At 38.0% G+C, this 20,862-nt stretch carries 22 protein-coding genes; 7 read left to right on the plus strand and 15 right to left on the minus strand.

The genetic code is table 11. The features are described from left to right. Positions 1-5: 5 nt before the first annotated feature. From JEM65_RS00315 to JEM65_RS00335, 5 genes are all read right to left on the minus strand, one after another. A complete protein-coding gene (locus JEM65_RS00315) occupies positions 6-2,312 on the minus strand; it encodes a M1 family metallopeptidase (protein WP_199596551.1) in 2,307 nt (768 codons plus the stop codon). A gap of 69 nt (positions 2,313-2,381) precedes the next feature. After that, the gene (locus tag JEM65_RS00320) at positions 2,382-2,882 is read right to left on the minus strand and encodes a DUF6702 family protein (protein WP_199596552.1); all 501 of its coding nucleotides are present in this window, start codon (positions 2,880-2,882) and stop codon (positions 2,382-2,384) included. Positions 2,883-2,940: 58 nt separating this feature from the next. Further along, the gene (locus tag JEM65_RS00325) at positions 2,941-3,717 is read right to left on the minus strand and encodes a carboxypeptidase-like regulatory domain-containing protein (RefSeq protein ID WP_199596553.1); all 777 of its coding nucleotides are present in this window, start codon (positions 3,715-3,717) and stop codon (positions 2,941-2,943) included. Further along, positions 3,714-4,472 carry a carboxypeptidase-like regulatory domain-containing protein gene (locus JEM65_RS00330; protein WP_199596554.1) on the minus strand — a complete coding sequence of 253 codons (759 nt, stop codon included), beginning with the start codon at positions 4,470-4,472 and terminating at the stop codon, positions 3,714-3,716. Before JEM65_RS00330 ends, JEM65_RS00325 begins: the two co-directional genes overlap by 4 nt. Before the next feature lie 46 nt (positions 4,473-4,518). Further along, a complete protein-coding gene (locus JEM65_RS00335) occupies positions 4,519-5,316 on the minus strand; it encodes a carboxypeptidase-like regulatory domain-containing protein (protein WP_199596555.1) in 798 nt (265 codons plus the stop codon). Positions 5,317-5,518: 202 nt separating this feature from the next. On the opposite strand from JEM65_RS00335, the gene pepE reads away from it, so the two are divergent. After that, entirely contained in the window at positions 5,519-6,226 is a 708-nt protein-coding gene (pepE, locus tag JEM65_RS00340) for a dipeptidase PepE (protein ID WP_199596556.1), read from the plus strand. A 249-nt stretch (positions 6,227-6,475) separates the two neighbouring features. Here pepE and JEM65_RS00345 read toward each other — a convergent pair whose 3' ends face one another. Together JEM65_RS00345 and JEM65_RS00350 are read right to left on the minus strand one after the other, a co-directional pair. After that, positions 6,476-6,901 carry a GNAT family N-acetyltransferase gene (locus tag JEM65_RS00345; RefSeq protein ID WP_199596557.1) on the minus strand — a complete coding sequence of 142 codons (426 nt, stop codon included), beginning with the start codon at positions 6,899-6,901 and terminating at the stop codon, positions 6,476-6,478. 205 nt (positions 6,902-7,106) lie between these two features. Continuing rightward, on the minus strand, positions 7,107-7,493 hold the full coding sequence (locus JEM65_RS00350) for an ankyrin repeat domain-containing protein (RefSeq protein WP_199596558.1): 387 nt from the start codon (positions 7,491-7,493) through the stop codon (positions 7,107-7,109). A gap of 250 nt (positions 7,494-7,743) precedes the next feature. Between JEM65_RS00350 and gpmI the strand changes: the two genes are divergently transcribed. Together gpmI and JEM65_RS00360 are read left to right on the plus strand one after the other, a co-directional pair. Next, the gene (gene gpmI, locus JEM65_RS00355) at positions 7,744-9,261 is read left to right on the plus strand and encodes a 2,3-bisphosphoglycerate-independent phosphoglycerate mutase (RefSeq protein ID WP_199596559.1); all 1,518 of its coding nucleotides are present in this window, start codon (positions 7,744-7,746) and stop codon (positions 9,259-9,261) included. Between the two features lie 54 nt (positions 9,262-9,315). Then, positions 9,316-9,723 (plus strand): BT0820 family HAD-type phosphatase, encoded by a 408-nt coding sequence (locus JEM65_RS00360; RefSeq protein WP_199596560.1) that lies wholly within the window; start codon positions 9,316-9,318, stop codon positions 9,721-9,723. A gap of 3 nt (positions 9,724-9,726) precedes the next feature. Here JEM65_RS00360 and JEM65_RS00365 read toward each other — a convergent pair whose 3' ends face one another. Next, a complete protein-coding gene (locus JEM65_RS00365) occupies positions 9,727-10,998 on the minus strand; it encodes an acetyl-CoA hydrolase/transferase family protein (protein ID WP_199596561.1) in 1,272 nt (423 codons plus the stop codon). A gap of 121 nt (positions 10,999-11,119) precedes the next feature. Here JEM65_RS00365 and map point away from each other — a divergent pair, with 121 nt between their 5' ends. The 3 genes from map to JEM65_RS00380 are packed head-to-tail and all read left to right on the plus strand — an operon-like array spanning position 11,120 to position 13,166. Continuing rightward, positions 11,120-11,938 carry a type I methionyl aminopeptidase gene (map, locus tag JEM65_RS00370; RefSeq protein ID WP_199596562.1) on the plus strand — a complete coding sequence of 273 codons (819 nt, stop codon included), beginning with the start codon at positions 11,120-11,122 and terminating at the stop codon, positions 11,936-11,938. Between the two features lie 48 nt (positions 11,939-11,986). Further along, on the plus strand, positions 11,987-12,364 hold the full coding sequence (locus JEM65_RS00375; RefSeq protein WP_199596563.1) for a GxxExxY protein: 378 nt from the start codon (positions 11,987-11,989) through the stop codon (positions 12,362-12,364). A 37-nt stretch (positions 12,365-12,401) separates the two neighbouring features. Continuing rightward, positions 12,402-13,166, plus strand: coding sequence for a class I SAM-dependent methyltransferase (locus tag JEM65_RS00380; protein ID WP_199596564.1), 765 nt, complete (start codon positions 12,402-12,404; stop codon positions 13,164-13,166). 698 nt (positions 13,167-13,864) lie between these two features. Here the strand turns inward: JEM65_RS00380 and JEM65_RS00385 are convergent. Beyond that, the gene (locus JEM65_RS00385; protein WP_233530454.1) at positions 13,865-14,890 is read right to left on the minus strand and encodes an FAD:protein FMN transferase; all 1,026 of its coding nucleotides are present in this window, start codon (positions 14,888-14,890) and stop codon (positions 13,865-13,867) included. A 9-nt stretch (positions 14,891-14,899) separates the two neighbouring features. Further along, entirely contained in the window at positions 14,900-15,277 is a 378-nt protein-coding gene (locus JEM65_RS00390; RefSeq protein ID WP_199596565.1) for a Na(+)-translocating NADH-quinone reductase subunit F, read from the minus strand. A 182-nt stretch (positions 15,278-15,459) separates the two neighbouring features. Here JEM65_RS00390 and JEM65_RS00395 point away from each other — a divergent pair, with 182 nt between their 5' ends. Beyond that, complete coding sequence (locus JEM65_RS00395) at positions 15,460-15,921, plus strand: Na(+)-translocating NADH-quinone reductase subunit F (RefSeq protein WP_199596566.1); 462 nt, start codon at positions 15,460-15,462, stop codon at positions 15,919-15,921. A gap of 127 nt (positions 15,922-16,048) precedes the next feature. On the opposite strand, the gene nqrF is transcribed toward JEM65_RS00395, so the two are convergent. From nqrF to JEM65_RS00420, 5 genes are all read right to left on the minus strand, one after another. After that, positions 16,049-17,356 carry an NADH:ubiquinone reductase (Na(+)-transporting) subunit F gene (gene nqrF, locus JEM65_RS00400; RefSeq protein ID WP_199596676.1) on the minus strand — a complete coding sequence of 436 codons (1,308 nt, stop codon included), beginning with the start codon at positions 17,354-17,356 and terminating at the stop codon, positions 16,049-16,051. A gap of 4 nt (positions 17,357-17,360) precedes the next feature. Further along, the gene (gene nqrE, locus JEM65_RS00405; RefSeq protein WP_199596567.1) at positions 17,361-18,095 is read right to left on the minus strand and encodes an NADH:ubiquinone reductase (Na(+)-transporting) subunit E; all 735 of its coding nucleotides are present in this window, start codon (positions 18,093-18,095) and stop codon (positions 17,361-17,363) included. Between the two features lie 93 nt (positions 18,096-18,188). After that, positions 18,189-18,839: an NADH:ubiquinone reductase (Na(+)-transporting) subunit D gene (locus tag JEM65_RS00410; protein ID WP_199596568.1), complete on the minus strand. Its 651-nt coding sequence runs from the start codon at positions 18,837-18,839 to the stop codon at positions 18,189-18,191. 3 nt (positions 18,840-18,842) lie between these two features. Then, on the minus strand, positions 18,843-19,634 hold the full coding sequence (locus tag JEM65_RS00415) for a Na(+)-translocating NADH-quinone reductase subunit C (RefSeq protein WP_199596569.1): 792 nt from the start codon (positions 19,632-19,634) through the stop codon (positions 18,843-18,845). A gap of 2 nt (positions 19,635-19,636) precedes the next feature. Next, complete coding sequence (locus JEM65_RS00420; protein ID WP_199596570.1) at positions 19,637-20,860, minus strand: NADH:ubiquinone reductase (Na(+)-transporting) subunit B; 1,224 nt, start codon at positions 20,858-20,860, stop codon at positions 19,637-19,639. Positions 20,861-20,862: the final 2 nt, after the last annotated feature.

Raw genomic sequence — 20,862 nt, forward strand, 5'->3', positions numbered from 1 at the left:
AAATGTTAGTCCTGAGCTTTGTTTTTAAAGCTATCAAACTGACTTATTTCTTCTTTTTTAGGCCAAGAATTATTAGACGTATCAATATCTGCAGTCTCGGCATTTGGATCTACCACAATGGATGAGATCTCTTTTTGAGATGCAATGGCCTTGCTGACTTGCCTGTCATTCAATCTCCAGATTTCTGCCGGATAAGTTTCTGTTTTAGAAGTGCCATCTTCATAATTATACTGCACGATGATAGGCATCACTAATCCTCCCGGTTTTTCAAAAGTTACGTTATAAAAATACTTTGGTGTTTCAATACTTTTACGCTCCTCTTCGGTAAAATTATCCATCATATATTCCTTTAGGGAAGGGATATCGTCCGCTTGAATACCATTTTTCATGGCTTCTGTGAGCTCTTCGCTTCCATCTTCTACCATATACACCATTGGCTCTAGAGTATTCATGTCCAATCCTCTTCTGGCTGCAACATCTTTAATGTATTGGTTTGGTTCTGAAGACACATAAAATTTGGTCACTTCCTTTATACCAATATCTACCCAATCCGTTGTATAAAACCAACCTCTCCAATACCAATCTAAGTCAAATGCTGAGGCATCTTCCATAGTTCTGAAAAAATCCTCTGGTGTTGGGTGTTTAAACATCCAGCGACGAGAATATTCTTTAAAGGCATAATCAAACAATTCACGTCCCATGACGGTTTCTCTTAAAATATTGAGTGCCGTTGCCGGTTTCCCGTAGGCATTATTTCCAAATTGATAGGTATTTAAACCTTTGCTCATAATGGGTGCAATATAATCTTGATTGCCCTCCATGTAAGGAACAATGTTTGCTGCAGGTCCTCTACGTGATGGAAACGTTTTATCGTTTGCCGACAGTGCATCAGGGTACCACTCACCAAAATCCTGTTCGGCAACATATTGCAAGAAGGTATTTAAACCTTCATCCATCCAAGTCCATTGGCGTTCATCGCTATTTACGATCATCGGGAAAAAGTTATGTCCTACTTCGTGAATGATAACACCCATCATCCCGTACTTTACACGATCACTATAGGTTCCATCTTTTTCAGGACGGCCGTAATTCCAGCAAATCATTGGGTATTCCATACCTTGTCTTTGTGCGTGCACAGAAATCGCTTTATGGTAAGGGTAATCAAAAGTCATTCTTGAATAGGATTTTAAAGTACTGGCCACGGCTTTGGTAGACCACTCTTCCCATAACGGATTGCCCTCTTTTGCGTATAATGAAACGGCCATCACATCTTTATCGCCCACTTTAACCGCCATCATATCCCAAATATATTTTCGCGACGTGGCGAAACCAAAATCACGTACATTTTCAGCATATAGCTTCCAAGTTTTTTTAGCCTTGGAACGGCCTTTTTCTGCTTTTTCCGCTTCAGCCTGCGTAACGATCATAACAGGTTCATCATAGGATTTTTTAGCCGTTTCATAACGATCCATCATCGTTTTGGAAAACATCTCCTTTCTATTCACCAGCTTACCTGTCGCATCTAAAATATGATCCGCGGGCACCGTAATATTCACTTCAAAATTTCCAAAAGGCAAGGCAAATTCATCACGTCCCCAAAACTGCGAATTTTGCCAACCTTCCACATCATTATACACAGCCATACGCGGGTAGAACTGCGCTATAACATAGGCTCTATTTCCATCTTCCGGAAAATATTCGTAGCCAGAGCGCCCGCCATCTTTAACGTGGTCATTAATATTATACCACCACTTAACTGCAAAAGAGAATTTTTCTCCAGATTTTAAAGCCTGTGGCAATTCTACACGCATCATGGTTTGATTGATGGTATGTTGCAAGGGTTTGCCGTCGGTATCTGTAACTTCCATAATATTAAATCCGCCGTCAAATGAATCCTGCAGATAAGCGGATGCAAATTGCGAAGTCGTCGCCGCTTTTGCCACGCCACTACTCTCAATTAATGGCGATTTGGAATCTTTGGCACGTTGGTTTTGATCTAATTGAACCCATAAATAGGTCAATACATCTGGAGAGTTATTGGTGTAAGTAATGACCTCATCACCATGAATTTTTGCGGTCTCGTCATCCAATTCAATATTCATTTTATAATCTGCTTGTTGCTGATAATAGGCATGTCCAGGCGCTCCAGAAGCCGCTCTATACATGTTAGGGGTAGAAAATTCAGTATATAATTGTCTGAATTTATTGGTATTCACATGACCAGGTTTTCGATCTTGTTTGGTGTCTGTTTGCGCAAAAGTGCTCACTGAGATAGAGAGGAGTAAGAGACACAATAGGTTAAATGGTTTCATCTGTAAGTGTTAGGTGTGTTATAATGAGTTTTGAAATGTAATTAATTTGAGTCAATACTAAAGAAGTTGTTAAAATTTTAACATAGCTTTATCACTCTGTGGCATAAGAACAAAACTCTTTTTCTTATTGTTCATGTTGAGCTTTACAATATTCTGTTGATCGTCAAAATTATCAAAGAGTGCGGTATTTGAAATTTCAAACGTTTCAATTTCTTCAACATTGGCAACCTCCAAATAGCAAAAAAGAATATCATTGTCATATTCCTTTCCTATAAATTTAAAGTCGACAGGTGTCCCATTTATTTTTATGGTTATCTTATCCTTCAGGTAGCGCTTTAAGTAGATTCCTACTTCTTCCGCTTCATTTTTGGGAGAAAATATCAAACGTTTTTCATAACGTTCACGAAGTGTATTTTCCAAATCGTCTATAAAGATTCTAGAGATAATTTGCACTGACTTTTTATCTCGTACATATTCCACTTCAGTGACACTTACATAAAATTTATGGGCACTCACTGAAAGAAGTAATGGTAAGAGAATTGCTAAAACAAGAATTTTAATGGCTTTCATATAGGGTTTCAATTTTCAAAAATACAGTTTTAGTTTGCAAAAAGCAGTCCAAAAGAAATTAGTTCTCTTCTTTTTGGGTTTGCAATAGGGCTTGAAAGGCTTTTAATTTAGCTTCTAAAAACATAAGCGTTTTCATGCTGCTTTTTAATTTACAGAGGTTCTCAAACTCTGGATCATCTTGGCAATAGTAGAAAAATTGTGCTTTTATATCGGGTTCCAAACCATCTGTACGGAACAAATCCGCTGAGAATTCAGCTATTATTTTATCGAGACAAGTGTCCTTCTTTTCCAATTTCACATAGTGCTTTAAACGTTTGGTGCGGCCTGAAATGGCATTTATAATAAGTCCAACAGGAATTAAACCGCCACCCGAAGTAGCTTCATACAAGCGCCTTTCTGTTTGAGTCTTCAGTTTTCCAGTATATCCCGGGATGCCCAAATTATAAAAATTCAGATCGGGCTTAAGTTCTGCATTATGAATATCGAACATTAGATTTCCTGTAAGCACTTTACCAACTACGACTTCATCTAAAATATTGACTGCTTCTTCCAAATACACAGTGAGTTGTTGCGATGCCAAAATAACTTTGGTCACCACAATTTCTTTGGGTTGATAGGAAATACCAGAAAAGAGAATGGTATCATTCAATTTGGCAGGGATTGTAAAGTCGCCATTACTACTTGAAATCGTGAATCTACTTGCAGTCTTATTGATAATATGAATGCCTTCGACTTCATTTGACGCAATGATCTTCCCACTGACTTCAACAGACTGTGCATTGGTGTGTAGTGCACAAGCCAATAGCATTATGCTAAATAATAGACTATTTCTCACTCTTGAATTTCAGTTTGGAGATCCGATTTGAAACTGACCAGTTTTCCTTTCAGAAACTCAAGCATTTTAAAATCGTCATTGGTTATACATAGGGTGTCAAATTGCGCATCATCTGCACAGAAATAAAAAAATTCATTTCTATACTGTTCTTCAAGAGGATGGGCGCTGAATAACATTACGGCAAGGTTGGATTTGACTTTAGCCATGCAATCATCTTGATTTTCAAGATGGACTCTATTTTTTAATTCTTTGGTCCTTCCAGAGATGGCGTTAAAAATTGGGTCTAATGGAAGTGATCCGCCCAATAATGCCAACAAATGGATAGGCTTAAAATCTCCTGCTGTATACAACTGTCGTTCACTTTGAGTTTTTGGCTTTCCGGTATATCCGGGGATGCCCAAATCGAAAAAATTAATGTTGCGTTCAATTCCTGAATTGGCCAAGTCTGCGCTTAAATCGCCCGTCAATATTTTACCTACCACCACTTCATCAAGAATAGTTATACTTTCGGAGAGATAGATAGTCAGCGATTTTGAATTTATGATCTCCTGATCTACCACCACTTTTTTTAATTCATAAGAAACACTTGAAAACGTCAAGGTATCATTCAACTTAACGGGTATTACAAATATTCCTTGACTGTTGGATATGGTAAATGTATTGGACCCGTTGTTGAGAATATGGATACCTTCTACATCATGACTTGCACGGATCTGTCCTTTAACGGTAACAGTTTGCCCGATCGTAAGATGCATTCCGCAAAGAAAAAAAAGAAAACAGGCGTACTGATTTTTATCCACCTTATTTTGCTAAAAATTCTTTACTTTTTTGGCTGATAAATTCTAGAAATTGAAATTCTTTTCCTGAATTTAAGAGCGAATAATCAACACCTTCATCTTCTACATATTTTATAAACTCCTCCACCTTCTCCTCTGGAATATTGAAGTTTTCCACCAGAAACTTTGTACTGTAGTGGTCTGTAAAATCAGTATAGATGCCTGCATCCATACCTTCTTTTCTATTGATATTCTCTTTCGATTTAAAAATAGGTCTTAAAAATAAATCCACAATCCCGATGACATCAAATCCGTACTGGATATTATTACCAGTTCCAGGCATCGCAAGGTTGACTACTTTCGATTTATAATCATCAGGAAACTCATACTCATTCATATTTGCCAGACCGAAATAAATGGCATCCAAATCAGGATTAAAAGTTCTGACACTTTCTATATCCACGAGCAAATTCCCCGTAAGATCATAAGGTAAAATAATAACTTCATCCAGTTTATTGACTTTCTCCACCAAAAAGACCGTCATGCTTCTCGTCTTTATGATGTTTGCATCAATAGTGACCGTAAAATCCTGAAACTGCAAAGCTCTAAACTCAATAACGTCGTTTAGGGCTACACTGAGATTAAACACCCCATTTTCATCTGTAAGCGTGCCTTTTTTAGCCGATGAATTGTATACCGTAATACTTTCCAGCTCGTTGTTATCCACAACAATTTTTCCTGAAATTTCCACGCGTTTGATATTTTGCGAGGTCACGACGTATAAAGGAGCCAAAAGAAAGATATAGAGTAAAGCTGTTTTCATAGGAATCATTTAGTTAGGATTATAAAGAAAGGTCGAACTCTCTTAATTAAAATCTAAAGCCTGTTTAAACTTTTGTTAAAGTGGCAGATTACTTAAATTTACAACAAAATAAGTTAGATTATAGACCTTAATGCATTTGATTATTAACTTCAATAATCGCAATGATAGTGCATAAGCATTATATCTAGAAAAGAATAAAATTATGAAACAGATGATGATTGCCAGTACATCCACAGTTCATGGCAGTGGCTATTTAAGTTACCTATTAGAAAACCTATCTTCTTTCTTTAAGGATACAGATACCATTCTGTTTATACCTTACGCAAGACCAGGCGGAATTAGTCATGACGACTATACAGAGAAAGCCAAAGAAGCCTTTTCTCAAATAGGTAAACAGGTAAACGGTATTCATGAATTTGAAAATCCCAAAGAAGCCTTACAACAAGCCACAGGAATTTTTGTTGGTGGTGGCAATACCTTTGTCCTGGTCAACCAGCTTTACAAAAATAATTTGATCAGTACGTTGCAAGATGTGATTCAAAATGGGACGCCTTATTTGGGAACCAGTGCGGGAAGTAATATATGTGGACTCACCATCAACAACACCAATGACATGCCCATTGTGTACCCCCCTAGTTTCAAGGTTTTGGCAATGGTGCCCTTTAATATCAATCCGCATTATTTAGATCCAGACCCTAATAGCAAACATATGGGAGAAACAAGAGAAACGAGGATCCAGGAATTTCATGCATTTAATTCTCCGCCCGTGTTAGGACTACGTGAAGGTAGTTGGCTTGAAGTAAATGGGGATAGCATTATTTTGAGAGGCGAATTGGACGCACGCATTTTCGAATATAACAAAACACCATATGAAATAGAAACAGGAACGGATTTGAGTGGGTTGAAGTGAGATGTGAGAAATGAGTAGTAAGTATTAAGACGGGTGACGGGTGACGGGTGACTGATGACGGGTGACGGATGACGGATGACGGATGACGGATTAAAATAGAATTTACACCTTATTTATAATAGAATTTTTATCAAGACAGGGAAATTAGGAGTATCAAAAGGGGATTATTTTAATTGGTGAAATTTTTATACACATACAGTCTGTGCCAATAAGTGAAATTCGTGTCAAAAGACTTAAAGTTGCTACTACCTAAAGCTTCTTCAAAAAATGATAGCCCAAAATCTCAAAGCCTTCATTATAGTAAAACTTGTGCGAAGGATAATTCTGCACATAAGTATTTAGTTCTACAGATTGGCAGCCTTTTTGAGCCACATAATCATAAATACATTTTAAGAACTGCTTGCCAAGCCCTTTTTTTCTATAGCCGTCATCTATAAAAACATGGTCAAGCTCTACACTTCTTCCGGAATAATGGCGTGTACAAAACCACATGCCTGCAATTCCGATAAGCTTATCACGATCATAAATTGCTGCACACTCATAGTTTTGGGTAACCATTTCAGCAAAGCGTTGTTTTAAAACGGCTTCAGAAATCTTGTGTTCCGTTAGTTTTAGCATTAACGGAATAATGGTATTGATGTTGGTAGGTTCAATAATTTTAAAGGAAATGGGCATACTCTAAATTTTGAGTAAAATTAAATAAATTACTTCAACAATAAACATTGCTATTGATAGATTTGTTCCTCGTGTAAGAATCGGATTATTTTGAGATTAAATCATTAAAAAAGAATGCTAAAACTTGATGGTGATTGCGATAAGACATAAAAAAAAAGCCTCTTAAAAACAAGAAACTTTCTTTACACTAACTCAACTTCAATTTTTAAGACAGCGTGTCCAAATATGCCATAGCATCAATCGCTTTAGATTGTTTGGCATAATCCATAGCAGTTAATCCTTTCTGAGATTTTTTCTTAAGGTCTGCCCCCTCTTTTACCAGTACTTCCAGGATTTCGGTCTTGTTATACTTAGCGGCGTACATTGCCGGCGTCATGCCATTCGATTTAGCATTGACATCAGCTCCTAATTGAATCAGCTTTTTTACGGTCTCGATATCTCCTTTTACAATAGCCATGCAAAACGGACTAACCTCAACTTTACTTTTTTTGACTACGGTTGAAAATGGAACATCTTCAATGAATGTGGCGGCATTTGAGGTGTTGAAAGCAAACCCTAATGCAATTGCGGAAATAATGATTGTTTTTTTCATGATGAATAATATTTGATTTAGATTATATAAAAAAGACGACTCGGAACTAAAACTGTTACAGTATTTTTATTAAAATAAGATTAATTTAACTTTTTAAGAACCAAATACACGTTCTGTTAGGAATATTACAAACCCGCTACCATATGAGATAAAACAAGCTGTTTTACGTTTTTTAATTTTGTGAATTTCATTGTGATATACTCCCAATTAGTTTTTAAACTTTTATCTTTGAAACTCAAAACAGATCACCATGAACAAAAAAGTCATCCTAATGATCCTTGACGGTTGGGGAAAATCTCCAGACCCAAAAGTATCAGCCATAGACAACGCCCACACTCCATTTATTGATTCTCTCTATACCAAATATCCTAATGCTTCTTTGAGAACTGACGGGCTCCACGTTGGACTTCCCGAAGGGCAAATGGGCAATAGTGAAGTGGGACATATGAATTTAGGTGCCGGAAGAATTGTATATCAAGATTTGGTAAAAATAAATTTGGCTGTTGAAAATCACACCCTCGCTCAAGAGAAGACGTTGGTAGATGCCTTTACTTATGCAAAAGAACACAAAAAGCCAGTTCACTTTTTAGGCTTGTTGAGTGATGGTGGTGTGCACTCGCACATCAGCCATTTGTTTGGACTGCTTGATGCTGCAAAACAGTATGATCTTGACAATGTTTTTGTGCATGCATTTACAGACGGCCGTGACGTAGACCCCAAATCGGGCCGCGGATTTGTAGCCCAACTCCAAAACCATCTCATGGATTCTTCTGCAGAATTGGCCACTGTAACGGGTCGTTACTATGCCATGGATCGCGATAAACGATGGGAACGTATTAAGCTCGCTTATGATGCATTGGTGAACGGAATTGGCGAACCTTCTACAGATGTCCTTCAGACACTACAAAAAAGTTATGACAACGATGTCACAGATGAATTCATCCAACCCATCATCATGACCGACCATTTTGGCAATCCTAAAACAACTATCAAAGATGGTGATGTGGTTATATTCTTCAACTTTAGAACCGATAGAGGACGCCAATTGACTGAAGCCCTTTCACAATTCGATTTTCATGAGCAAAACATGCACAAACTGGATTTGTATTATGTGACCATGACTAATTATGATGAAGTTTTTACAGGCATTAACGTCGTATTTGAAAAAGATAATCTTACCGAAACTTTAGGCGAAGTTTTGGAGAAATACCATAAAAAGCAAATCCGAATTGCGGAGACAGAAAAATATCCACATGTGACCTTTTTCTTTTCTGGCGGACGGGAAATTCCGTTTGATGGCGAGAAACGAATTTTACGTAATTCACCAAAAGTTGCAACCTATGATCTAAAGCCAGAAATGAGCGCTTTTCAACTTCGCGATGCCTTACTTCCAGAATTGGAACGTGAAGAGGTCGATTTTGTATGCCTCAACTTTGCCAATGGCGATATGGTTGGGCACACAGGTGTTATGGAAGCGGCTATTAAAGCTTGTGAAGCCGTTGACGTTGTGGTAAAAGATGTGGTGAATGCCGCATTGACGCACAATTACACCACCTTATTGATTGCAGATCATGGCAACTGTGAAACCATGATCAATCCTGATGGTTCTCCCAACACTGCGCACACTACCAATCCCGTCCCGATCATTTTAATTGATAAGGAGTTGAAACATATTAATGATGGTGTTTTAGGTGATTTAGCACCTACGATTTTAAAACTAATGGGGGTTCCACAACCAGAAATTATGACGCAACATCCGTTGCTTTAAAGTTTTTAGGCTAGCAAATTATTTATTGTATTTTTAACCCCAAAGCATGGACTCATGAATTTTCAGAACAGACTTATCATTGCTGTAGATTTTGACGGCACCATTGTGGAAGATCGCTATCCAGGAATTGGAAAACCGCGTATTTTCGCTTTTGAAACGCTAAAACGGCTTCAGGAAGATGGGCATCGTTTGATTTTATGGACTTACAGGTCTGGAAAAAGTCTTGACGAAGCAGTAGCGTTTTGCAAGGATAATGGCATCACTTTTTATGCCGTCAATAGCAGTTTTCCTGAAGAGCAATTTGACACTTCCAAAAGCCGTAAGATAAACGCCGATCTTTTTATTGACGACCGTAATATTGGAGGTGCACTGGGTTGGGGTGAAATCTATCAAATGATTACTGATGAAGAACCGGCTATTCCTATCCCACGAAAAAAGGGATTATTCGCTTTTTTCAGATAAGCATTAATTTCTCAGTAAATCGAAATATTGACGGTCAATGGTTTCTTGATGATTTGGATGTGAAATGCGGACCAAAGCCTTTACCCGATTTTTAATTGTTTTGCCGTAAAGTTCAGCAATACCGTATTCGGTTACTACATAATGGACATGAGCTCTTGTAGTCACTACGCCAGCACCAGGTTTTAAACTGGGCACTATACGGCTAATTCCTGATGTGGTTTGTGATGGCAAGGCAATGATCGCTTTTCCACCGTCACTTAACGAAGCCCCTCTGATAAAATCCATTTGACCACCCACCCCCGAGTACATTTTAGATCCTATGGAATCTGCACACACTTGTCCCGTTACATCTACTTCAATCGCAGAATTAATAGCCACCATCTTTGGATTTTGTTTGATAATAGACACATCATTTGTATAATTTGAGGCACGCATTTCAATAAACGGATTGTCATCAACATAATCATACAAACGTTTGGAACCCATTAAAAATGTTGCCAACGCTCGCCCTCTATTGATATTTTTATAATTGCCATTGATCACATTTTTTAATATCAAATCAATAACACCATCACTAAACATTTCAGTGTGCAAACCTAAATCTTTATGGTTTGTCAATCTGGTCAATACGGCATTTGGAATACTGCCAATTCCCATTTGCAGCGTGCTCCTATCTTCAATCAATCCTGCCACAAAATCGCCTATCTGTCCTTCTGTTGCAGTAGGCTCTGCCATTTCATGAATGGGTAATGCTTCGTCACAATCTACAAACGCGTCAATTTCTGATATATGAATTATGCCGGCACCATGCGTTCTCGGCATTTGTTTATTGACCTGTGCAATGACATATTTGGCATTGTCAATAGCCGACAGAGTAGCTTCTACAGAAACACCCAAAGAACAATACCCATGCCTATCTGGTACAGAAACATGAATCAAAACAACGTCCAATTCTAAGATGCGGCGCTTAAACAGCAACGGCAATTCACTTAAAAATACGGGGGTATAGGAACCGTTCCCAGCCTTGATGGTATGTCTGACGTTTTTACCGATAAAGAAACAATTGACATGAAAACTGTCTCTCAACTCCGGATTGGCATAAGGCGCCTCCCCTTCAGTATGCAGTTGGCAAATTTCCACATTTCTAAGTTCTTCATGTCTGTTGGCCAAAGCATTAACTAACAATTGCGGGGCAGCTGCTGCTGCTTGTATATAAACACGATCATTGGATTTGACTGCCTTTAAGGCTTCTTCTGCAGCAACTGATTTGTACATGATTTTCAATTTAATGACAAAATTATCTAACAAAATCCAGTAAAAAACTGTCGAAAGTCATGTTTTCAAAAAAATGTCCACCCCATTTATTTTAAGTATCTTTGCCAATATTTTTTTTACAATGATTATACAAAAAACACGAGAAGAAATAGAGTTGATGCGCGAAAGCGCACTCATTGTTTCCAAAACTTTAGGCATGTTGGCCAAGGAAGTAAAACCAGGTGTTACGACCATGCAATTGGACAAGATGGCTGAAGAATTTATTCGAGAACAGGGTGCCATTCCTGGATTTTTAGGTCTTTATGATTGTCCGTCTACTTTACTTTGTAGTACCAATGAAGCCGTAGTTCATGGATTACCTACCAATGTACCTTTAAAAGAAGGGGATGTGGTAGCCATTGACTGTGGGGCCATAAAGAATGAATTTTACGGAGACCATGCCTATACCTTTGAAATTGGCGAAGTGACTCCTGAAAATAAAAAACTCCTTCAAATTACCAAAGAATCTTTATATGTTGGTATTAGAGAGCTGAGGGTAGGCAATCGTGTGGGTGATGTTGGCTATGCCATTCAACAGTATTGTGAAGCTGAAGGTTACGGTGTGGTCCGTGAATTGGTAGGACACGGTTTGGGTAAAAAAATGCACGAAGACCCTGAAATGCCAAATTATGGCAAACGCGGACGTGGAAAGAAATTTATTGAAGGGATGGTTGTGGCCATTGAGCCTATGATCAATTTAGGGACGCATCGTATCAAACAATTGGATGATGGTTGGACAATTGTCACTTTAGACGGCAAACCAAGTGCACATTTTGAACATGATGTTGCCATTATTGATGGGAAACCAGAAATCTTGTCAACTTTTGGGTATGTTTATGAAGCCTTGGGGATTGTATCTGATGAGGAGGAGGAGTTTAGGCGGGAGGCATTGGTTCTTTAGCTCTTTCACGGAGATGCGCGGAGGATTCACTGAGATACACTGAGAGTTATGAACGATAAATTGACGGAACGCATTATTGGAGCAGCCATAGAAGTTCATAGAACTTTAGGTCCTGGATTGTTGGAGTCAGCATATCAAAAGTGTTTATATTTTGAACTTAAATCTCAAGGTTTTGATGTGCAACAAGAAATTCCGCTACCCATTATTTACAAAGACATTAAGCTTGATCATGGCTATCGAATTGATTTATTGGTCGAGAATGAGGTTGTTATAGAAATAAAAACTGTCGATAAGTTCACTGATGTCCATTACGCGCAAATATTAACCTATTTAAAATTGGGGCATTTCCCTAAAGGATTGCTCATTAACTTTCATACTAAACTTTTAACTACAGGTATCAAACGTTTCATTAATTCACCTCTGTGAATCTCTGCGTTTTCTCTGTGAACCTCTGTGTAACTACTTGAAAAAACTCTTTAAAATAATCCTCAACACCATCCCAAGGCCCATTTTGATCCGGTTGAGCTATGTGGCACGCCCTGTTTTAGCTTTCTTTTTAAAGGGTGACCGATTTACGGATCCTATAGATGGAAAGAGTTTTAAAACCTTTTTGCCTTATGGCTATGGTACCCAGCGCAACAATGTACTATCGCCCTCTACATTGAGTTTGGAACGCCACCGCTTATTGTGGTTGTATCTCAACAGTGAAACGGATTTTTTTACTGTACCAAAAAAAGTTTTGCATTTTGCACCGGAACAGGCATTTTACAAACGTTTTAGAGCAATGAAGCATTTGGATTATGTGACAACCGATTTGAATTCGCCATTGGCAGATGTGAAAGCGGATATTTGCAGTCTTCCGTTTAGAAACGATGAATTTGATATCATTTTATGTAATCATGTATTGGAACATATTCCGGACGATACTAAAGCAATGCAAGAATTATATCGCGTTATGAAACCTGGAGGGTATGGTATTTTTCAGATTCCGCAGGATTTGAATAGAGCAGAGACTTTTGAAGACGATAGTATTACGGATCAGAAGGAACGCGCGGCTATTTTTGGACAATATGATCATGTTAGGATTTACGGTAGGGATTATTTTGACAAGCTTCGCTCTATTGGTTTCGAGGTTGAGGAAGTTGATTTTACGGCGACGCTTTCTGATTCTGAAGTGACGCAGTATTGTTTGGCGAAAGGGGAGATTATTCCGGTGGTGCGGAAGTAGAATTTATTTAAGGTGTTATTCTCGGGCAATTTATTATTCTTGTTCTTTATGGGATTCCTCCTTTCGTCGGAATGACAAAGAAGTGTGTTAATCTTCAGGAAAGTTGTTTAAGAATGAGGTTTCCAATTCTTGTTGATCATTTCAAAAATCAAGAAGAATTTTAGTTACTGATGGATTGCACAGAGATACACGGTGTATTGCCTAGTATCGTTTGAACATAGAGGTTTAGAGTTTTTGAAATTTTGAAACAATTGTATAACGGTACACGGATTTCTGGATTTTCACCTTCCTTATGGGATTCCTCCTTCGTCGGAATGACAAAGTAGGGTGTTGATCTTCAGTAAAGTTGTTTAAGGATGAGGTTTTTAATTCTGTTGCATGGTTTTAAAACAAAAGCATAATGTTTATCGGATTTCGGAACAGTTATCTAATCCATTCATAGGCTCTTGTCTGTTACCCTTTCTTATGGGATTCCTCCTTCGTCGGAATGACAAAACAATTCCATTGTTGGAATGACAAAATAGGTCCTTCGTGGGAATTATAATATCTTTAATTTTTAGGGAAGATGTTTAAGGTTTTATTTGTGCATTCTTAATAATCGCGAAGGAGCCTGAGTATGGGATTCCTCCTTCGTCGGAATGACAAAACAGTTATTTTTTTTTTTGGGGATTCCTCCTTTGTCGGAATGACAAAGATTGTTAATCTTCAGGAAAGTTGTTTAAGGATAAGGTTTCCAATTCTTTTTGATCATTTTCAAAAATCAAGAAGACTTTTAATTCTGGATGAATTGCTGTAAAGGCCTTTACTTTCTCAATTCCCATTGCTTTAAACGCGGTGGCGTAAGCATCTGCCGTCATACAATCCTTAGAAATCACTGAAATACTCAATAAATTCGTTTTACTGGGATATCCTGTTTTGGTATCGATAATATGAGAATAGCGATTGCCTAAGCTATCGGTTTTAAATTTACGATAGGTTCCCGATGTTGCCATGGCTTCATCATATAATGTAATGGCTTTTAAGATGGACTGCTCGGCATCAAAATGAGGCAGTTCTACACCTACTCGCCACGGTTTCTGATTTTCAAAGTTCTGACCTTTACATCTGATTTCACCTCCTATTTCAACAAGATAGTTCATGATATTCTGGCGTTCTAAAAAATTGGCAATCACATCTACACCATACCCCTTGGCTATGGCATTAAAATCAATAAAGGTGTTCGGGTTTTCTTTAAATACGCTGTTCTTCTTTAAGCTTACCTTATCCAACCCTACGGTCAACATTAAACTATCAATTTTTAGACTGTCCAGCGCGACAATGGTACCTTCGGGTCCAAAGTCCCACGCATTGACCAAAACGCCTATTGTCGGATCGAAAACACCTTCTGTTGCTTCATAAATTCGCTTAGAGGCATTAAATACGGTTTGAAAATGTGAATCAACAGTAACTGCTTCGTTATGGTTAATTTTTGAAATATCTGAGTCCGCCTGATACGTAGACATAGAGGCATTGATGACTTGGAATAAACTATCAAATTCCCTTTGAAAGTTGACCCTATCTTCTGAATAATATTGGACCCCATAGGTGGTTCCAAAAACTTCGCCAGACATCACGGTATTTCTTCGCTCTTCTTTGCAAGAAATAATAGTTAATAGGAAAAGAACACCTAAAAGGTATCGACGCTGTTGCATCAGAATTTTCAATATGTAGACTGGTTTTTGCATCGTCAACTCTTAATTCAAATTGGTTTCGACCACTTGTATGCCATTGTATTCAATCAAGTACTCTTCATTCAAATACACTGGTAATTCTTCGCCGTTTGGATTGCCAAGGCCAACGCCGGCATATAACACTTTCGCATCATTTTCCCGTGCATGCTTCTTAAATGTTTCCATCCAGATCATATCGTAGTTATTCGGATTTTCAGGAAGCATCACCGCCTTAACGATGACAAAAAAATACTGCTTGGTCTTATCCATACAGACAAACTGCGGATGTTTTTTAAGTTTGCTATTAATGGCTATAAATTCAAAGCCTCGTTGTTCCAGTTCCTTTCCAACATGGTTCATGGCGAGGTTATGTAATTCCTGTGGTGTAAGTGCTTTGCTCATACTACAAAAATACAATAATGCCAACAATTAGGGTCTTTAGTAAAATAGAAATTAATGGTGCCATACACGAATATCAGCAAATGTTCGTTGAGAGAATGATTCAGTTGAATTCTGTTAAATCCATTTAAATTCTTCATCTAATTTGTTATTTTCTGTATCTTAATAGTCATAAACACCTTGCTATGAAGACTTCACACCGATTGGACCTGGCCATACAGAAATTGTACACTGCATTTCACTCCAATGCACTCCATCCCGAATGCTGTAAGCAATGTGCCGTCGGAAACATTTTAGACAACACTGATGCTTGGAAACATTTATCAGATAATCATGGCTCCTTACAATTAAATTATGTGGGCTTAGTGCATCAAAATTTTGGAAGAACATTCAACGGCTATTCCCCTTCTGAGTTGTTACAAATAGAAGCCACGTTTCTCAGAGGTTGTGGGTATTCCTTACCATTGGGACATAACGGAACGAAACCAAAAAACCCGAGGAGCAAAGTGGTTTTTTTTGAAGGTTTGAGTGCCACGGTAGCCTTGTTATGTGCATTAGATGGTATTGACAATATTATGGACTATTCGAACCTATTTGAATCTATAAATGACCAGCCACGTAACCAATTGGATGACGTCCGATCATAAAAAAACCCAACACTTTCGTATTGGGTTTAAGTTGTCTACAAAAGTAGGTGTATATTATAACTAAGGTTCATTGATAAAATCACTATGCTATATCGCCATGACGCTTTAATGAAATGGCCATTATCGCCTAGCCTCCAAAGTCATCAAATCTGATGTTCTCATCAGGGATTCCGAAGTCTTCACCCATTTTTTGAACGGCTTGGTTCATCAACGGTGGACCGCAGAAATACAATTCGATATCTTCTGGTGATTCATGGTGATTGAGGTAGTTATCAATCACACAATTGTGAATAAACCCAACGAAACCATCTCCTGGAGCATCAATATTTTCTTTGACTTTCCAATTGTCTTCTTCCATAGGTTCAGACAAGGCTAAGTAAAATTTAAAGTTAGGGAATTCTCTTTCTAACTCACGGAAATGCTCTAGGTAGAACAACTCACGTTTAGATCGACCACCATACCAATACGTTACTTTACGACCAGTTTTTAAGGTTTTAAATAAGTGGTATAAGTGAGAACGCATTGGTGCCATACCAGCACCTCCACCTACGTACAACATTTCTGAATCGGACTCATTGATGAAGAATTCACCATAAGGACCTGAAATAGTCACTTTATCACCTTTTTTCTGATTAAAGATATAAGAGGATGCAATACCAGGATTGACATCCATCCAACCGTTTTTAGCACGATCAAAAGGTGGTGTTGCAATACGCACATTTAACATGACCTCACGTCCTTCTGCTGGATAAGAAGCCATAGAATAGGCACGCTCAACAGTCTCATCATTTTTCATTACTAATGGCCACAACTTAAACTTATCCCATTCTGCTTGAAATTTATCTGGTGTTTCGTGTTCTTCAGGATGCGCTGTAATGTCCATATCTTCAAACTTTACAGTACACGGTGGAATTTCAATTTGGATATACCCACCAGCTTTATAGCCCATGTCTTCCGGAATCTCAACCACAAATTCCTTAATAAAAGAGGCGACGTTATAATTTCTAACAACGGTTGCTTCCCATTTCTTAATCCCAAAAACTTCCTCAGGAATGGTGATTTCCATATCCTGTTTTACTTTAACCTGACAAGATAAACGAATGCCATGTTGTAATTCTTTTCTTGTAAAATGTGGTGTTTCTGTTGGAAGCGCTTCACCTCCTCCAGATAATACATGACATTCACATTGAATACATGTACCACCCCCACCACAGGCTGATGGCAAGAATATTTTTTCTGCACTAAGCGTTTGTAGTAAACTATTTCCAGAAGATACTTCAATCTCACGCTCACCATTAATCATGATCTTTACTGGACCTGATGGTGATAACTTCTGTTTTACAAAGAGCAATAATGTTACCAATAACAGCGTAATTACTAAAAAGGCTGCTACTGTTGCTATAATGGTACCTAAGGTTCCTGCTGCTAATAAAATCATCTTATTCGTTAACTTTAGTAATGTTCAACGTTTGTTTATCTTCTGCTGTTTTCTCAACTTGAGAAAGTTCTTTATCCCCTTCTTGTACGACAGTTCCTTTAGCTACTTCTGGCTCATCTCCACCAGTTAACATACCTCCAAAACTCATAAACCCAATCGCCATTAATCCGGTAATGATAAACGTAATTCCTAAACCTCTTAAGGCCGGAGGAACGTTTGAATATCTTATTTTCTCACGGATGGCAGCAATGGTAAGAATTGCCAAAAACCAACCAATCCCGGACGACACACCATAATTAAATGCCAATCCTAAAGTTTGGATATCTCTAGATTGCATAAATAATGACCCTCCTAAAATGGCGCAGTTAACAGCAATTAATGGTAAGAAAATACCTAGTGAATTATATAAAGACGGTGAAAATTTCTCAACCACAATTTCTACCAATTGTACCATGGTCGCAATGGTGGCGATAAACATGATAAAAGAAAGGAAACTCAAGTCGTAGCTTGCGTATTCTTCACCTAACCAAACTAGCGCACCTTCTTTTAATATGTACTGATCCAACAACCAGTTTAAAGGCACCGTAATGGCCAAAACAAAGATGACCGCAGCACCAAGACCAACTGCTGTAGCTACTTTTTTAGATACGGCAAGGTAAGAACACATCCCAAGGAAGGTTGCAAATACCATATTATCTATAAAGATCGATTTAAAAAATAATTCTATGTGTTCCATTTTTTAAGTTATAAGTTTTAGTACTTAAAGTACCTCAAGTTTTATTATTCCAGTCGCATTTAACTGCTCACTGATACCTGGAGACTTCTAATGTTAGTCTTCTATTAAATCTTTGTTTCTACTACGTTGGATCCAGATGATGATACCAATAACGATCAATGCCATTGGCGATAATAACATAAATCCGTTATTCTCATATCCAAATGCGTATAGCCCTGTTTGTTCTCCTGGAATTGGATTGCCCAATACAGGAAAACCCAATAAAGTTCCTGAGCCTAGCAACTCTCTGAAAAAGCCAACTATAACCAATATTACCCCATAACCCGCAGCGTTACCAATCCCGTCCAAAAATGAACGCCAAGGTCCATTTCCTAATGCAAATGCTTCAAAACGCCCCATGATAATACAGTTGGTAATGATCAGTCCAACAAACACTGAAAGTGTTTTACTTAATTCATAAGCAAATGCTTTCAATACCTGATCCACAATAATTACTAAAGCAGCAACGACTACAAGTTGTACAATAATTCTAATTTTAGATGGAATGATATTTCTTAGTAAGGATATGACCACGTTTCCGATGCCCAATACAAACAATACTGAAATAGCCATAACTATGGAAGCTTTCAACTCTGCAGTAATAGCCAAAGCAGAACAGATTCCAAGAACCTGAATGGTGATAGGGTTGTTGTCAGCTAATGGATCAGTAATTAATTTTGTATCTTTTTTAGATAAAAGTCCCATAGATTAATTGTTTTTTAAAGTGTCAAAATAAGGTTTGTAAAGCTTTAGATCGCTTTTGATCATCGCTGTTACACCGTCTCCAGTAATGGTTGCGCCCGCAATAGCATCTACAGCATTATCAGTTTTATCATTATTTTTAGGATCAGCATTTCCTTTAGCAACTGTAATTCCTTTAAAAACACCCGCCTCAGATAATAAATGCTCACCATAAAAGTCATCCATAAAAAAACGTTGCTTAATGTTTGCCCCTAATCCAGGTGTTTCGCCTAGATGATCAAAGTAAGCGCCTTGCACCACCATATCCTTATCTACTGCAACATAACCCCATATAGAATTCCAAAGTCCTTTTCCATAAATAGGAGCCACATATAGCGTTTTACCATCTTTCTGACCCACAAACAAAGGTAATTTTCTAGGCTCTCCTTGTTTAGCGTTTGTCTGTTGTTTTTTTACATCAATCAGGTAAGGTTCCTGCTTAGTTTCTGCAAAGTATTCGTCTCGGGTTTGCGTCTTAATAATTTTCCCATTGGTGTCAATCGTAATCACCAACTGGTCTGTAATATTATTTTTGAATGCCTCAGGAGCTTTTTTGGTAGATATAAATATGGCACTGGATTCATCATTATCATTGATGCCCATGGCGTAAAGTATATTCTGTTGTTTTTCTACACGCTGATTTTCAGTAATAGTTGGCTTTAATGATGACGCTGTAAAGGCCAACAATGCACCAACTACTACCACCATAACTACGGCAAATAGTATGGTATATGAATTTTTATCTGTTCTCTTTTCCATTCTTAAGCCGTTTTAACTTTTAAACGTTTCATTCTTTTCTTCACATTACCTTGCACTACATAATGATCAATGGTAGGTGCAAACACATTCATTAATAATATTGCCAGCATGACACCTTCTGGGTATGCAGGGTTAAACACACGGATTAAGATGGAAATAAATCCTATAAAAAATCCGTAATACCATTTTCCTATATTGGTCTGAGAGCCTGTTACAGGATCAGTAGCCATATATACAGCTCCAAAAGCAAAACCACCAATCAGTAAATGGTGCCACCATGTGGTGCTCATCAACCCGAAGAATTTACTGCTTTCAGTGATCCAACCTTGAGATACTACAAAGTTAAATATTAAGCCCATCGTAAGCGCTCCTAATACTGTAGAGACGATGATTCTCCAACTTCCAATTTTTGTAAAGATTAAGAATAAGGCTCCCAATAAGATTAACATTGTAGAAGTTTCACCCACTGAGCCTGGAATCATTCCGAAGAACATATCCGCTACTGAATACGCTGGTTCATGATTTTGGGCCAAACTACCTAAAACTGTTTCACCAGAAATAGCGTCTATATTTTGTCCGGCTGCAATGGCTTTATCTCTGGCAACTGCACCATGTACCCAAACCTTATCTCCAGACATCCATGTAGGATAAGCAAAGAATAAAAAGGCACGGATGGTTAAGGCTGGATTTAGGATATTCATTCCCGTACCACCAAAAACTTCTTTCCCAATGACAACTCCAAACGTTACTGCTACGGCAAGCATCCAAAGTGGTGTATCTATAGGTACAATTAACGGTACTAACATTCCGGTTACCAAATACCCTTCTTCAACTTCATGACCTTTGATTACTGCAAAGAGAAATTCAATTGCCAATCCTACACCGTAAGAAACGATAACTAATGGCAACACCTTCCAAAGACCGATAACCAAGTTGTCCCAAGACCAAAAAATAGCACTGAAAAATCCGTCAGCACGACCAATATCTCCTAATGCCAAATGGTGTTGGTAACCTGCATTGAACATTCCAAAAATCAAGCAAGGAACTAAAGCCAAAATGACCGTGTTCATGGTTCGTTTCAGATCGTCCACAACTCTAATATGAGAACCACTATGCGTCGTTTCATTTGGCGCATACAAAAAGGTATGCAACGCATTGAACGCCGGCGCCATTTTGGTGCCTCTATATTTTTCTTTTAAACTATGTAAATTACTTTTCAAGCCCATGT

The organism is Gelidibacter salicanalis (genome assembly GCF_016469035.1).
GTDB classification, from domain to species: Bacteria; Bacteroidota; Bacteroidia; order Flavobacteriales; family Flavobacteriaceae; genus Gelidibacter; species Gelidibacter salicanalis_A.